Annotated in this window: 16 protein-coding genes; 9 read left to right on the forward strand and 7 right to left on the reverse strand. The window is 66.3% G+C overall.

The window, feature by feature from the left end; translation table 11 throughout:
• Nucleotides 1-6 precede the first annotated feature (6 nt).
• Genes ACFTSF_RS37615 through ACFTSF_RS37625 form a run of 3 tightly spaced genes read left to right on the forward strand, consistent with a single transcriptional unit; the run spans nucleotide 7 to nucleotide 1,945 of the window.
• On the forward strand, nucleotides 7-1,077 hold the full coding sequence (locus ACFTSF_RS37615; RefSeq protein WP_380159914.1) for an ABC transporter ATP-binding protein: 1,071 nt from the start codon (nucleotides 7-9) through the stop codon (nucleotides 1,075-1,077).
• A gap of 10 nt (nucleotides 1,078-1,087) precedes the next feature.
• Complete coding sequence (locus ACFTSF_RS37620) at nucleotides 1,088-1,507, forward strand: protein phosphatase (protein ID WP_380159916.1); 420 nt, start codon at nucleotides 1,088-1,090, stop codon at nucleotides 1,505-1,507.
• Between the two features lie 42 nt (nucleotides 1,508-1,549).
• Complete coding sequence (locus ACFTSF_RS37625; RefSeq protein ID WP_380159918.1) at nucleotides 1,550-1,945, forward strand: RidA family protein; 396 nt, start codon at nucleotides 1,550-1,552, stop codon at nucleotides 1,943-1,945.
• Here ACFTSF_RS37625 and ACFTSF_RS37630 read toward each other — a convergent pair.
• A complete protein-coding gene (locus ACFTSF_RS37630) occupies nucleotides 1,929-3,182 on the reverse strand; it encodes an FAD-binding oxidoreductase (RefSeq protein ID WP_380159919.1) in 1,254 nt (417 codons plus the stop codon). The two genes, ACFTSF_RS37625 and ACFTSF_RS37630, sit on opposite strands and share 17 nt — an antisense overlap.
• Before the next feature lie 42 nt (nucleotides 3,183-3,224).
• Between ACFTSF_RS37630 and ACFTSF_RS37635 the strand changes: the two genes are divergently transcribed.
• A complete protein-coding gene (locus ACFTSF_RS37635; RefSeq protein ID WP_380159921.1) occupies nucleotides 3,225-4,196 on the forward strand; it encodes a helix-turn-helix transcriptional regulator in 972 nt (323 codons plus the stop codon).
• On the opposite strand, the gene ACFTSF_RS37640 is transcribed toward ACFTSF_RS37635, so the two are convergent.
• Both ACFTSF_RS37640 and ACFTSF_RS37645 read right to left on the reverse strand, forming a co-directional pair.
• Nucleotides 4,183-4,584 (reverse strand): hypothetical protein, encoded by a 402-nt coding sequence (locus ACFTSF_RS37640; protein WP_380159923.1) that lies wholly within the window; start codon nucleotides 4,582-4,584, stop codon nucleotides 4,183-4,185. The genes ACFTSF_RS37635 and ACFTSF_RS37640 overlap by 14 nt on opposite strands.
• On the reverse strand, nucleotides 4,581-5,063 hold the full coding sequence (locus ACFTSF_RS37645) for a hypothetical protein (RefSeq protein ID WP_380159925.1): 483 nt from the start codon (nucleotides 5,061-5,063) through the stop codon (nucleotides 4,581-4,583). Before ACFTSF_RS37645 ends, ACFTSF_RS37640 begins: the two co-directional genes overlap by 4 nt.
• Before the next feature lie 80 nt (nucleotides 5,064-5,143).
• Here ACFTSF_RS37645 and ACFTSF_RS37650 point away from each other — a divergent pair, with 80 nt between their 5' ends.
• Complete coding sequence (locus ACFTSF_RS37650) at nucleotides 5,144-5,767, forward strand: MerR family transcriptional regulator (protein ID WP_344160316.1); 624 nt, start codon at nucleotides 5,144-5,146, stop codon at nucleotides 5,765-5,767.
• Here the strand turns inward: ACFTSF_RS37650 and ACFTSF_RS37655 are convergent.
• Complete coding sequence (locus ACFTSF_RS37655) at nucleotides 5,764-6,270, reverse strand: hypothetical protein (protein ID WP_344160319.1); 507 nt, start codon at nucleotides 6,268-6,270, stop codon at nucleotides 5,764-5,766. The genes ACFTSF_RS37650 and ACFTSF_RS37655 overlap by 4 nt on opposite strands.
• A gap of 420 nt (nucleotides 6,271-6,690) precedes the next feature.
• The gene (locus ACFTSF_RS37660) at nucleotides 6,691-7,149 is read right to left on the reverse strand and encodes a hypothetical protein (protein ID WP_380159928.1); all 459 of its coding nucleotides are present in this window, start codon (nucleotides 7,147-7,149) and stop codon (nucleotides 6,691-6,693) included.
• A gap of 133 nt (nucleotides 7,150-7,282) precedes the next feature.
• Between ACFTSF_RS37660 and ACFTSF_RS37665 the strand changes: the two genes are divergently transcribed.
• The gene (locus ACFTSF_RS37665; RefSeq protein WP_380159930.1) at nucleotides 7,283-8,095 is read left to right on the forward strand and encodes a hypothetical protein; all 813 of its coding nucleotides are present in this window, start codon (nucleotides 7,283-7,285) and stop codon (nucleotides 8,093-8,095) included.
• Nucleotides 8,096-8,231: 136 nt separating this feature from the next.
• On the opposite strand, the gene ACFTSF_RS37670 is transcribed toward ACFTSF_RS37665, so the two are convergent.
• Entirely contained in the window at nucleotides 8,232-8,381 is a 150-nt protein-coding gene (locus ACFTSF_RS37670; protein ID WP_380159931.1) for a hypothetical protein, read from the reverse strand.
• 112 nt (nucleotides 8,382-8,493) lie between these two features.
• A complete protein-coding gene (locus ACFTSF_RS37675) occupies nucleotides 8,494-9,492 on the reverse strand; it encodes a helix-turn-helix domain-containing protein (protein WP_380159933.1) in 999 nt (332 codons plus the stop codon).
• A 110-nt stretch (nucleotides 9,493-9,602) separates the two neighbouring features.
• On the opposite strand from ACFTSF_RS37675, the gene ACFTSF_RS37680 reads away from it, so the two are divergent.
• The 3 genes from ACFTSF_RS37680 (at nucleotide 9,603) to ACFTSF_RS37690 (ending at nucleotide 11,012) form a co-directional block, all read left to right on the forward strand.
• The gene (locus ACFTSF_RS37680) at nucleotides 9,603-9,980 is read left to right on the forward strand and encodes a hypothetical protein (protein WP_380159935.1); all 378 of its coding nucleotides are present in this window, start codon (nucleotides 9,603-9,605) and stop codon (nucleotides 9,978-9,980) included.
• 5 nt (nucleotides 9,981-9,985) lie between these two features.
• Entirely contained in the window at nucleotides 9,986-10,213 is a 228-nt protein-coding gene (locus tag ACFTSF_RS37685; protein ID WP_380159937.1) for a hypothetical protein, read from the forward strand.
• A gap of 88 nt (nucleotides 10,214-10,301) precedes the next feature.
• Complete coding sequence (locus ACFTSF_RS37690) at nucleotides 10,302-11,012, forward strand: hypothetical protein (RefSeq protein ID WP_380159939.1); 711 nt, start codon at nucleotides 10,302-10,304, stop codon at nucleotides 11,010-11,012.
• The last annotated feature ends 950 nt before the right edge of the window (nucleotides 11,013-11,962 follow it).

Genomic DNA, 11,962 nt, shown 5'->3' on the forward strand with positions numbered 1-11,962 from the left:
CCGGATATGGCAACTGTCTCGTTCAAGGGGGCTACCCGGGTCTACCCGGGAACCGATACTGCGGCCGTCGATCGACTGGATCTCGAGATCCAGGACGGCGAATTCATGGTCCTCGTCGGACCCTCCGGCTCCGGTAAGTCGACCGCGCTGCGGATGCTGGCCGGGCTCGAAGAGGTCAACGACGGAGCGATCTCCATCGGCGATCGCGATGTCACCAACTCACCGCCGAAGGAACGGGACATCGCGATGGTGTTCCAGAACTATGCGCTGTACCCGCACATGTCGGTCGGCGAGAACATGGGCTTCGCGCTGAAGATGCAGGGCATCCACAAGGAGGAGCGCGCTCGTCGCGTGCTCGAGGCGGCGAAGCTGCTCGGCCTGGAGGAGTACCTCGACCGGAAGCCGAAGGCGTTGTCCGGTGGACAGCGTCAGCGCGTCGCGATGGGGCGCGCGATCGTCCGCAGTCCGCAGGTCTTCCTGATGGACGAGCCGCTGTCGAACCTGGACGCGAAGCTGCGGGTCCAGACCCGCACCCAGATCGCGGAACTCCAGCACCGGCTGGGCGTCACCACGGTGTACGTCACGCACGACCAGGTCGAGGCGATGACGATGGGCGACCGCGTCGCCGTACTGAAGGACGGTGTGCTGCAGCAGGTCGACACCCCGCTGAACCTGTACGACCGGCCGGTGAACAAGTTCGTGGCCGGCTTCATCGGCTCGCCTGCGATGAACCTGCTCGACGCATCGATCGTCGACGGAGGCGCTCAGGTTGGCGACTACGTCGTACCGATTGCTCGCGACGTACTGGCGAAGGCCGGGTCCGACAAGACCGTGACGCTGGGCGTTCGGCCGGAGGCGTTCCACCTGGCCGATGAGGGCATGCCGGTGAATGTCGCGGTGATCGAGGAGCTCGGCTCGGATGCGTTCCTGTACGGGACCGCCGTGCACACGAACCAGCAGATCATCGCCCGGATCGGTACCCGCCTGCACAACGACAAGGGTGCCGTCGTACACCTGGCGGCGGACCCCGCAAAGCTTCATCTGTTCTCAACGTCCACCGAGGAGCGGCTCGTCTAGGGTTTGGTGGATGTGGGTCAAGGGAGCACCTGGAGTGCTCGAGTTGCCGTCGGGACGGATGGTGCGCGGACGCGGTCTGCGCAACGGCCCGGCGGCAGCGCCATTTCCGGCGTACGGCGTCTATCTGCTCGCCGCGACGCCGCCGGCTGTCGAGTGGGAGTCGCGGTGGTTGCGCTGGCCGGACTTCCGACTGCCCGCTTCTCGCTCTGAGGCTCGCGAGGTCTTTCTGGATGCGTTGGAGCGTTCGGGATCATCGCGGGTTGAGTTTGCCTGCGCCGGCGGCCGAGGGAGGACTGGTACGGCCCTCGCGTGTCTGGCGGTCTTGGACGGCGCCCCCGCGGCTGAGGCGGTGGCTTATGTGCGACGCCACTACGATCCGCACGCCGTCGAAACGCCGTGGCAGAAGCGGTTTGTCCGGCGCTTCCAGTAAACCTGTTGACCGCGGCAACCGCTGTCGCGTTGGCTCGGTCGGGTGACGATCTCGCGCACCAATCCGGACGGACTCCACTCGACCCCTGGCTACCACCACGTGACCAAGGTCCAGGCCGACACCCTGATCTACCTCGCGGGCCAGTGCCCGCTCACCCCGTCCGGCGACGTCGCCGAGGGCGGACTGAGCGGGCAGACCGCGCAGGTCATCGACAACATCCTCACCGCACTGGGCGCGGCCGGCGCCACGGCGGAGGACGTCGTACGGACAGTGATCTATGTGAACAGCGCCGACCGGGACGAGCTGGGCGCCGTCTGGACGCAGCTCAACGAGTCCGCCCTTGCACCGGCGTTCACGACCGCCAGCACCTTGCTGGGCGTCGCACAGCTCGGCTTCACCGGTCAGCTCGTCGAAATCGACGTCACCGCTGCGCTCTGAATTCGTGGTTCGGCGCCAGCCGGTTGTCGGGGTCGAACTGCTCGCGAAGCTTGACGAGTCGGGCGAAATCGCCGGGCGCGTAAGCCTCGGCGATCTCGGCCGGCGTCAGGTTCTCGTAGCTGAAGTTGAGGAACCGGCCGACGGTCGAGGCCTGCCACGGCTCGAACACGCGCCGATCGACCTCCTTGCTCCCGGGCGCCAGGACGATCAGCGAGTACGACGCATCGCGGTTGCCAACTGCGTTGTCGACCTCGTTGGCTAGCGCACCGCCGAGATGCCGGATCGCGACGATCGCTGTCTTCGGGAGGGTCCGCAGAGCCTGCGAGTCGAGGTCGCTGAGCAGGGCATTGTGGGAGCGGTAGCTGTCCGGGTTATCGGGTTCGGCGAAGATCTTGCCGGACTCGACGTAGGGCAGGTCACCGACGGTGTCGAGGACCGGTTGACCGATCGCTCTGAGCGGTTCGATCGCTTGGGGGTTGGCGAGGATCGCGACCTGGATCTGCGCGATGTGCTTGCCACGCAACGGCTCCGGGACCTGCGGGACGTCCGGGAACGGGATCATCGCGACTCCCGACGTCACCTCGTCCGGGACCGATCGCGTCCAGTCCCGCCAGGCCTCGACGACGGTCGGGTACTCGGCGAGATCGAAGTACAGGCTGCCGCCGTACAGGGTCGGGACGTCGAAGAGGGCGATCTCCATCCCGGTGACCACGCCGAAGTTGCCGCCGCCACCGCGGAGCGCCCAGAACAAATCCGGGTCGTCCTCGGCATTGCGTCGTACACCGTCGGGTGTCACGACCTCGATCCGGTGGACGTGATCGGCGGCGTACCCGAACTTGCGCGCCATCAGCCCCATCCCGCCGCCGAGCGTGTAAGCGACGGCGCCGACGCCCGGGGAGCTGCCGGACAGCGGAGCCAGCCCGTACGGCGCGGTCGCCGTCATCACGTCTCGCCAGGTCGCGCCGGCCTCGACCCAGGCGGTCTTCGCGGCCGCATCGACGCGGACCCCATTGAACCGGCGGGTCGCGATCAGCACGCCACCGTCGATCCCTTTCGTGAGCCCGTGACCACTTCCTTGGACTGCGACCTTTCGGTCATGGTCGATGGCGTACCGCATGGCCTCCTCGATCTCGGCCGCACTCGTCACCTCGAAGATCACCTCGGGCCGGTGCGGATCCAGCCGCTGGTAGCCGAGGCGGGCGTCGTCGTACTCGGGTGCTTGTCTCGTGAACATCATGCGACCCACGCTAGGAGCCCTTGCGGACATATCCTGTCCTTAATGAGTGGACTTCCTGGCCGACTGTTTCGCCTGCTGTCGCTGCTGCAGAGCCGGCGCGAGTGGTCCGGCCGCGAGCTGGCCGAGCGCCTCGGCGTCACCGAGCGGACGGTACGCCGCGATGTCGAGCGGCTGCGCGCCCTCGACTACCCGGTCACCGGGACGACCGGTACGGCGGGCGGTTATCGACTCGGATCCGGTACGACGCTGCCGCCGCTACTGCTGGATGACGACGAGGCGATCGCGGTCGCGCTCGGACTGGTGAGCGCGGGGAGCGGTGGGCTGGCCGGGATCGCGGACAGCTCGATGAGTGCGTTGGCCAAACTCACGCAGGTGCTGCCGGCCCGATTACGGCCTCAGTTGGCGGCGATGGGTTCGGCGGAGGCCATTCCTCGCCGCGGGATCCCGCAGGTCGATCCGGACACGCTGGCCACATTGGCCGCCTGCTGCCGGAACCACGAGATCGTCGCCTTCGACTACGTGAACCGCCGAGACGCATCGACGCGGCGCCGGGTCGAACCGCATCAGCTGATCACGGTCGCGTGGCATTGGTACCTGCTGGCGTTCGATCCGTCCCGCGAGGACTGGCGGTTCTTCCGGGTCGACCGGATCGCCTCGGTCAGTCCGGCGTTGCACCGGTTCCGTCCGCGAACACTGCCGGCGGGCGACGCCTCGTCGTACCTGGCCGAGTCGTTCATGGCGGCGCCGTACCGGCATCGCGTCCGGCTCATCGTGCAACTGCCGGCGGATGAGGTGGCGGCCAACATCCACTGGTTCACCCCGGGCCGGGTCGCGCCGGCCGGGGATGCCGCGTGTGTCGTCGAGTTCGCTGTCGAGACGCCGTCGTTGCTGCTGCAACTCGTCGCCGGAATCGTCGCCCTGGGCGCTGCATACACGGTCGACGAGGCCTCGGCCGAGACAGCCGCGCTGATCGCCGATGCCGGTCGACGCTTGCAGTCGTTCACGCCACGATGAGTCCGATGCCGAGCGTCACCACACCAACGGCGAGCGACACGGCTCCCAGCCACAGCACCCAGAGGAACTGGTTGGGTTCCGTTCGCCCCTTCCCTGCGGACGAGGCGAAGAAGCCGCCCGACATCAGGATCGCCGCCAGCGGGATCGCGACGCGGGCGATCCAGAGCGGGACGCCGGTCAGGGTGGTGTGGTCGACGTACAGGAGTCCGACCAGGCCGAGGATCACCAGGACGCCGGCGTGCGCGTGTCCGGCCCGCGCGAACGACTTCTGGAAGTCCGTCATCGGCACTTGACCACGGACAATCTTGGTCATGAAGTAGCCGCCGAACTGGATCGTGACGATCGTGAGCAGGATGACGCCGGCCAGAATGCGCGATGCGTCGGTCATACGGACACCTCTTCCTTGGTCTTGATCTTGGTCTTGACGCTGGCGACCCAGAGGACGCAGGCGATGTACAGCAGTTGCTCGGGAATCCGTTGCCACAAAGGACTTGCTTTACTGACATCCGCAACAGCTGCGTAGATGTTTGCCGGAAGCAACAATACGAACAGCAAGGCCAGCGCCGCCGCCGCGAGTCTCCGGGTCGCGGTCAGCACGAGCCCGGCCGCCCCCAGGAACTCCAAGACGCCGGTCAGGTAGACGAGCCCGTCGGCATACGGCACGAACGGCGGAACCATCGCCACCAGGTCTTCATGCGTGGGCATGACGGTCACACCGGCCGGTACGAAATGCGCGCTCGCCGTGAACAGCAGCATCACGGCCATCCCGTGCGCCGCGGCCACCCGCCATTCGCCGTACCGGCGCACCCCGAGCACCCCCAGGCCCCGGAACGCGGCCGTCGCCAGCAGCAGTACGAGGACGATCATCAGCTTCCCTTCAATGGATAGTCACGGTATCCGCTTATGGATACTGATACTATCCGTCGTACGCAAACGAAAGGCAAGCGATGCGGATCGGTGAACTCAGCAAGGCGACCGGAATCCCGGTCCCGACCATCAAGTACTACCTCCGCGAAGGCCTGCTGGCCCCCGGCGAACTCACCAGCCCCAACCAGGCCTCGTACGGCGAGTCCCACATCCGCCGCCTCCGTCTGATCCGCGCCCTCGTCGACCTGGCTCAGGTCCCCGTAGCCCAGGTCAAGGAGATCGTCGAGTCCCTGGACGCCGACGACGTCCCCCTCCACGACCAGATCGGCCGCGCCCACCGAGCCCTCACCCCCACCCGCAAACCCACCGCCACCCCCGAAGCCCGAGCCGCCGCAACCACCGAGGTCAACGCCCTCATCACCCGCCGAGGCTGGACCGTAGAACCCGAAGCCCCCGCCCTGACCACCCTCATCGAGACCGTCGCCGCCCTCCGCACCCTGGGCCAGGACAACCTGGTCGCCTTCCTGGACGCCTACGCCGAAGCCGTAGACCGCTTCGCCCACCTAGAAGTAGAAGCAGTCTCCGCCCCCACCCGAGACCAACTAGCCGAATCCGTAGTCATCGGCACCATCCTCGGCGAAACCCTCATCTCCTCCCTCCGCCTCCTAGCCCAAGAGTCAATCTCCGCCCACCACTGGCGCTAGAACAACGAGGCGAGCTCCTTCACCTCGTACGTCGGCTCTCCCAGGAACGCGTCCAGCGGTGGCGACCCGTGGAACAGGTTCAACGTGTCCAGCCGGTAGACCCAGTCCTCGCCCCAATGGCTCGGATACCGATAGTTGATCTGCCACCTGACCCACTCATCCGGCGCCAGCCGCACCGCCCGCGCCCGATTCGGCCGCGGAGGCAACCCGTACGGCGTCGCCGTCAGCTGCACCTGGATCAACCCACCGACTGGCGTCACCTCGACTCCACTCTCGAGCTGTTCGCGGCCGCGCGTCGGGGTGACCTCATCGGGGAGCCCGCTTCGGGTCCCCTCCCACACCTTGAAATCGTCCTGCTCCCGCATGACCACGCCATGCACGAACGGTGCCTCGTCGTCAGGTAGCCGAAACCCAACAGGTACCGCGTTCCGCCGACTCGCGCCCGGCTCACCCCGCGACCGTTTCGTCCAGGTGGTCCGCACCCACTGCACAACAACTGTCATCGGATCCCCGCATGGAAGGTGACCGCAGCATCGCCGCATCGGCTTTGCCCGGCGTCATCACCACTCGATGATCGCGGACCTCACGCCCCCAACGCGACGCCTTTTGTTGAGATGCAGTCAGGACGAGCCCAGGTTGTAGCACGCATGTGAGCCAGGAGTTCGTCCATCAGAGCGGCAGCTCATATAGCTGTCTGTAACGTCCGCCGGCCAACTGCGTCGGACCGGACCCACGCATTCGTACGACGTCGTCAATCGGGCAACAGACTGTTGCCCGATTGAGGTTCAGCGACTGGCGACAGACAAGCAACGTGACGCCCGGACAGCCACCCCCGTCAGGTGTCATCTGCGAATGCGGCTAGGGATCGCTTTCGCAATTGAGTGCGTAGCCACCCGAACCAGGGCTGCGGTGCCCCTCTGGTCCTAGCCGACGTTGAGCGATCTGAAGACGCCGCGCCGCGCAAGTGGCGCTACCCGCACGCCGATGAGGGCGGTTTTGACCAGAGATCCGGGGTGCCGTTCTGGGGCGCGTCTGGCCAAGTTCACCAGCCGGGCCTTCTTGCGCGTCACCAGGTAGGGCTCGCCGGTGCCGTAGATATCGATGGCAAGCCAGAACTCCTCGCTGGCAAGCGCGAGGCCCGACAGTCCAGGGAGACGTTCGAGAAGGCTCGCGACCCACGGGTGCTCAACTTCGGCATCGACGTAGAAGTCGGTCGCCCTCGCGGAGCCACTGAGTTGCCCGAGGTGCTGCCGTACTGTGCGCCACAAGTCGGTCTCGTGCGTCGAGTTAATGGTCCCGATCCGCTGCCAATCCGATCCCGGCCCGTTTGCCCCGATCTCGTCGGAAGGAGCAGCCACGTCAGAGATCCAGATCCATTTCATCTAACAATTGTCTCCTACCGCCTCGACACCCCCGGCCGGCCAACGACGGCGATAGCGGACTCCCAGCACGATCAGCTCGCCTACCCAGGAAGGCCCGCCATCGCCGCCAGTCCCAGCTGAGTAGGGTGCCGGTGTGAAGTCACCATCGGAAGGTCATAACTCCTTCCCGACCTTCGAACCGGCAGGGTGGGGCACGTCGGCGGGTAACACGGTCGCCCATGGTGTCCACGTTGTCGACGACCTGATCAGTGGAATCGACAACCATCGCGAGACCGCAACCGGACGCTACTGGAGCAGGGTCTCGCCTAGACCGGCCGCAATCGGTTGCGTCCCCTGGCTCACCCACAACGGTGTCAGTCAGGCGCTCGCGAGACTGGGAAGCTGCTGCATCGTGGTCGACAAGCAGCAGCCGACCTACCGAGCAGTGCAGTTGCTGAGCGACACCGCGACCCCACTGGCGAGCGGCTACCTGGAGGGGTTCGAGGAGCTGGCCCTCCCGGACGAGAACGGCGCAGGTCCGCTGATCCACCCCTACAGCGGGTCGCTTGAATCCGTGATGCTCGGTCCTGTGCGAATCGCCGGCTGGCAAGGCAAGGGCCAGCCCTTGCTGCATTCGAAGCTCCTGGTGCTCGGAGTGACCACTTACCACGAAGACGACGAGACGTTCTCCGGGGACATGTTGCAGTTCACCCCGACCCGAACCTGGATGGGTTCAGCGAATTGGACATATGCCTCGGTGCAGCACGTCGAGTTCGGGCTGTGGTCGACCGATCCGAAGCTGGTGCAACGCAACTACACGTACCTGCTTCGGCTACTCCAGTTCAGTGAGACACAAGGCTCGAAAGCGCCTGGCCCACAGCCAGAGCTCGTGCCGGCCAGCTGGGACGACGAAGCCTTTCGCGAGTACTTCGCCGAGCACCGTTTCGACGCCGATGAGGAGGAGTAGAAAATCACCGTGGCCGCATTGCCGTCGCGCGAACGTTGCGCCCGGTCTGGTCCACCTCGTTCTGTCGTTTCAGAGCCGATGCGAGCAGGATCGCTCGGCGGTCGACGGGTATACGGCACTAAGCGTTCCAGTTGTCCTAGCTGTCGCCATCCCCTGAATCCATCTGCACGCCATCGTCGCCAACTGGCGCTGCGACCTTCGGCGTGATCACGCAGTACCCCGGTGCGGCCACCAAGACCTCGGGGCGGCTGCCCTGCTCGTCCAAGAACTTCGATTCCAGCGTCATGGTGCGGCCCTTTGTAAACGATGGCGTCGGCAGCCTGGGCGTTCGCGGTGCCAGCGCGGAGGTTGAAGTCGCTGAAACGGGCTTGGAGCCGGCATCAGGTGATCTTGCTTCGCTAGTAGTTCCACACGATGCCGACAATGCGGCCCTGCGGCAGGTCGATACCCGAGAAGGTCTGCTCGTAGCGATGCCCGGATGCGGGTTCGATGACGTTCCCGGGCGGGAAGGTGTAGCCGTCGGGGAAGTTGCCGATCGGGAAGGCTGCCGCGAACCAGCGCACCCTGGCTGGCGCACCGTCATCGGTGAATTCGACGGTGAGCTCGACCTTGTCGGTGTCGACGAACTGGCGCTTGCCGTAGATGTTTTGGGGATCGGTGTTCGGGTTCTCGAAGGTGAACAGGGAGAAGCTGATGTCCGCGGTCTGTCCGGCGTCGAGGACCTCTGGCAAGGTGAAGTGAAAGACGTAGGAGTTCCGCCCGACGCGGACCACCTGCAAGACGACAGCGTCGTTGTGCGACTCGACGACAACACGGCTCAGGCCGGAGTCGGGTGGGCCTTCGAACGCGTACGAGAAGCGCTCGACATCGGTGGCAAGAGCCCGGATCTTGCGGTGGCAGTCGACCCGCGGGATGGTCCGTTGCGCATCGACGTACGCGTGCTCGCTCAGCTCCACGATCTCGTAGGGCCCAGCCAGGCTCTTCTCGTCGTCCGGGACGTCCGCGGCCTCGTCGATCTCGGCCACGCGGACCGAGCCGTCGGGCAACTTGATCTCTATGAGCGGCTCGCCGGAATCGGCCGCGCCGGCCTTCTTGGGCTTGGGGAAGCGCTTAACGTCCTCGCGCAGGTCCTGAAGCCAGTCCCGCTCGGCGACAGACACGTTCAACACGTTCAGCAGGCTGTCCAGCGAGCCGCGAGGCGGCACGTTCTCGCCGGACAAGTAGGCGTAGACGGTGCGCGGCCTCAGCTTGGTCTCACGAGCGAGCACCGCTACTTCGACGTTGCGGCCAGAACGCTCGACCCGATACAGCAGGTCCTTCAAAGCTTCCCCGAGGCTGCCTCGCGACGTGGCGACCGCGGGACCCAGGTCGGGCTCGTCGAGCTCGGGCGGCGTCATCTGACCACGCTAGCGAAGATTTTGCAGCTTTTGCAGCCTCTGCTCCACGCAACCGGCTGCTGGCGCAAGCTGACTAGCAACGGCGGGGGACGAGAAGCTGGGAGAACGCAGTGGGCAACGAACTAGTCAAGATCGATGAGCGCGACGTCTTGGTCCAGGTCCCGGGACATCTCGCCGGGCAGATCGCGGTCAAGGCGCTGGTGCCGGCGATCACGACGACCATCCGCACGCTCGCCGCGGTGGCGCGTGAGGTGACGGTCGTCGCGGTCGAGTCGGTGCACGAGCAGCGGGTTCAGATCGCCTTGATGAACCAGCGGGCGCGGGTCATCACTCGCGACATCGTCCCGATCCTCGCGGCGGCAACCGCCTACCAGTGGGGGCGCAACGCGTTGGAGCGGGCGGGTCTCGATGACGACATCGCGGCCGACGCGGCCCTGGACATGGAGATCGCGAGGCAGCGCCGGCGGACCCGCTACCTGGAGCGGTAAGCGGCGTGACCACCTCCCTGGAGAACTACCGGCCCAGGACGCCCGAGCTGGCCTGGGCCGGCCGGGCATTGTGCAGCGCGCAGAGCGCCCGGATCTTCGTGACCGACATCTTGCCGATCCTGGCCCGGCACTGGCCACGCCAGCGCATCCGCGCCGCGGTCCGCCGCCTGAACTTCCTCACCCCGGCCGAGCTGCAGCAGATCGAACGATGGCTGCGATCACGAGGCTTTTGACAACGAAACGGTGGCTCCCCACGTATGCGGACGCGACGAGCGCGGAGCCCGAGAGAACCGACGCGAGCGAGAGAAAGAGGACCCTGACATGACGTCGACCAGCACGCCGACCCCGCCTAGCCCGACCCCGCCTCGGCGGACCTCACATCTCGGGCGGAACTTGAAGATCGCCGCAGCAGTGGCGGCCCTACTCACGGCGCTCGGCGGCGTCCTCGCCGCCGTTCAGCCGTTCTCCGGAGACGACAAGTCCAGCGCCGACAAGCCCGCCAGCACCAGCAGCGGGACCGGGAACGTCAGCAACAGCGGCGGCGACAACAACATCGGCAACACCGGCAGCAACAACTCCGGCGGCAACAACTGCACCGCATCAGGGACCGGTTCCACGGCTCACTGTGTCCAGCAACTGATGGCCGACGAGACCCTGACCGATCCGCAGTTCCGCACCGAGATGGCCAAGGTCTCCACCAACCAGCCCCCAGCCGCCGGGCCGTACCAGTACGTCGTGGTGGACACCGGCAAGCTCGGACTCAAGGTGCGAACCGGACCCGAGCTGAACGACGAGCAGTTCGGCTCCGCGGGCAACCGGTCGATCCTGTGGGCCGACTGCCAACTGAAGTCGAACTTCAACGCGGACCCCAGCATGAAGGTCGGACCGGTCTGGCTGAAGATCCACTGGCCACACACCACCGGCACCCAGTGGGCCAACTCGCAGCCCAAGGACCCGGCCCAAGGCTGGGTGTTCGCCGGTTACGCCATCCCCGCCGGGCACAACGGCACCATCCCCACCTGCAGCTCCTGAGACGGCCCGACGCGACGACCTCCAAGACTTTTGCCCAGATCTGCCCCCTGACCCAGCGAGCACCGAAGAAGGAGCAACACCAGGTGTCAGACCGGACACACCCACCGGGGACCGTCGCAATCGGACTCGTCAGACCCGCTATCGAGCTGGATGACGCCCAGTTGCAGTCGATCGTGCACCAGCTCAGGCGCCAGGGCTCGGCCATCCCGCTCGACCAGGCCGATCACCTCCAGCCTGCGGACCAAGCTGCAAGCCGACCTGTACAGCGACCCACGATCAAACCCCAACGGCGCGATGGCCTGCCGCGCCGACTGACCGCCGCCCTCGACTGTCCACTCGGCCCCGGCTTGGTCGCTGCATCAGCTGCGAGGGAGTGCGCTGCGCGGCCCATGCAGCACTCCAGTGGCGGCTGGCGCGCTGGCGGCCGCCCGTGGACAGACCCTCGCTGAGAACACCGCCGATTTCCAAGCGCAACGCGAGCACCAGACGGGCACCAGCGACGAGCCCCATGGCAGGTGTGGCCAACGACCTGGGGCCTGCCGCCCCTGCAGGACTGTGAGCGCCGCAGGCGCCCGGTCTCGGCGCGGCCTCTCAGGTCCGCGGCAGCTCCGCATAGGTCTGAAGATCGTGCCCGCGGTGAGTTTGCCGTGTGCGAGCTGTGCTGCGACTGCCTGCTCGTCGGCCCACCGGCCCTGGCCATCGGCCAGGGCTACGGCGTAGGCATTGACGGCCGCCTTCAGTTCTTCCAGCTTCGCCGGCGTCACCACCCGCATGTTCGGCACAGCGATCGTGCGACTGTCGATGTCGCGGCTGTGGTGGACCATGATCGGGAGGCTGCTGATGCCGGGTGCTGCTCCTGATCCCAGCGGACGCTGCCGCCGAGCTGATCCAGATCCTTCTTTGCGATAGTTGGCGTGACGCAGCCGGTCTTCAGCTCGGCCACCGCATGC

The organism is Kribbella sp. NPDC056951 (assembly GCF_042674205.1).
Taxonomy (GTDB): domain Bacteria; phylum Actinomycetota; class Actinomycetes; order Propionibacteriales; family Kribbellaceae; genus Kribbella; species Kribbella yunnanensis.

Coding starts and splice junctions, on each gene's coding strand:
- ACFTSF_RS37660 (WP_380159928.1), bottom strand. CDS start 7,149: ATGAAATGGATCTGGATCTCTGACGTGGCTGCTCCTTCCGACGAGATC.
- ACFTSF_RS37690 (WP_380159939.1), top strand. CDS start 10,302: ATGACGTCGACCAGCACGCCGACCCCGCCTAGCCCGACCCCGCCTCGG.
- ACFTSF_RS37655 (WP_344160319.1), bottom strand. CDS start 6,270: ATGACAGTTGTTGTGCAGTGGGTGCGGACCACCTGGACGAAACGGTCG.
- ACFTSF_RS37620 (WP_380159916.1), top strand. CDS start 1,088: ATGTGGGTCAAGGGAGCACCTGGAGTGCTCGAGTTGCCGTCGGGACGG.
- ACFTSF_RS37650 (WP_344160316.1), top strand. CDS start 5,144: ATGCGGATCGGTGAACTCAGCAAGGCGACCGGAATCCCGGTCCCGACC.
- ACFTSF_RS37670 (WP_380159931.1), bottom strand. CDS start 8,381: ATGACGCTGGAATCGAAGTTCTTGGACGAGCAGGGCAGCCGCCCCGAG.
- ACFTSF_RS37635 (WP_380159921.1), top strand. CDS start 3,225: ATGAGTGGACTTCCTGGCCGACTGTTTCGCCTGCTGTCGCTGCTGCAG.
- ACFTSF_RS37645 (WP_380159925.1), bottom strand. CDS start 5,063: ATGATCGTCCTCGTACTGCTGCTGGCGACGGCCGCGTTCCGGGGCCTG.
- ACFTSF_RS37640 (WP_380159923.1), bottom strand. CDS start 4,584: ATGACCGACGCATCGCGCATTCTGGCCGGCGTCATCCTGCTCACGATC.
- ACFTSF_RS37675 (WP_380159933.1), bottom strand. CDS start 9,492: ATGACGCCGCCCGAGCTCGACGAGCCCGACCTGGGTCCCGCGGTCGCC.
- ACFTSF_RS37615 (WP_380159914.1), top strand. CDS start 7: ATGGCAACTGTCTCGTTCAAGGGGGCTACCCGGGTCTACCCGGGAACC.
- ACFTSF_RS37630 (WP_380159919.1), bottom strand. CDS start 3,182: ATGATGTTCACGAGACAAGCACCCGAGTACGACGACGCCCGCCTCGGC.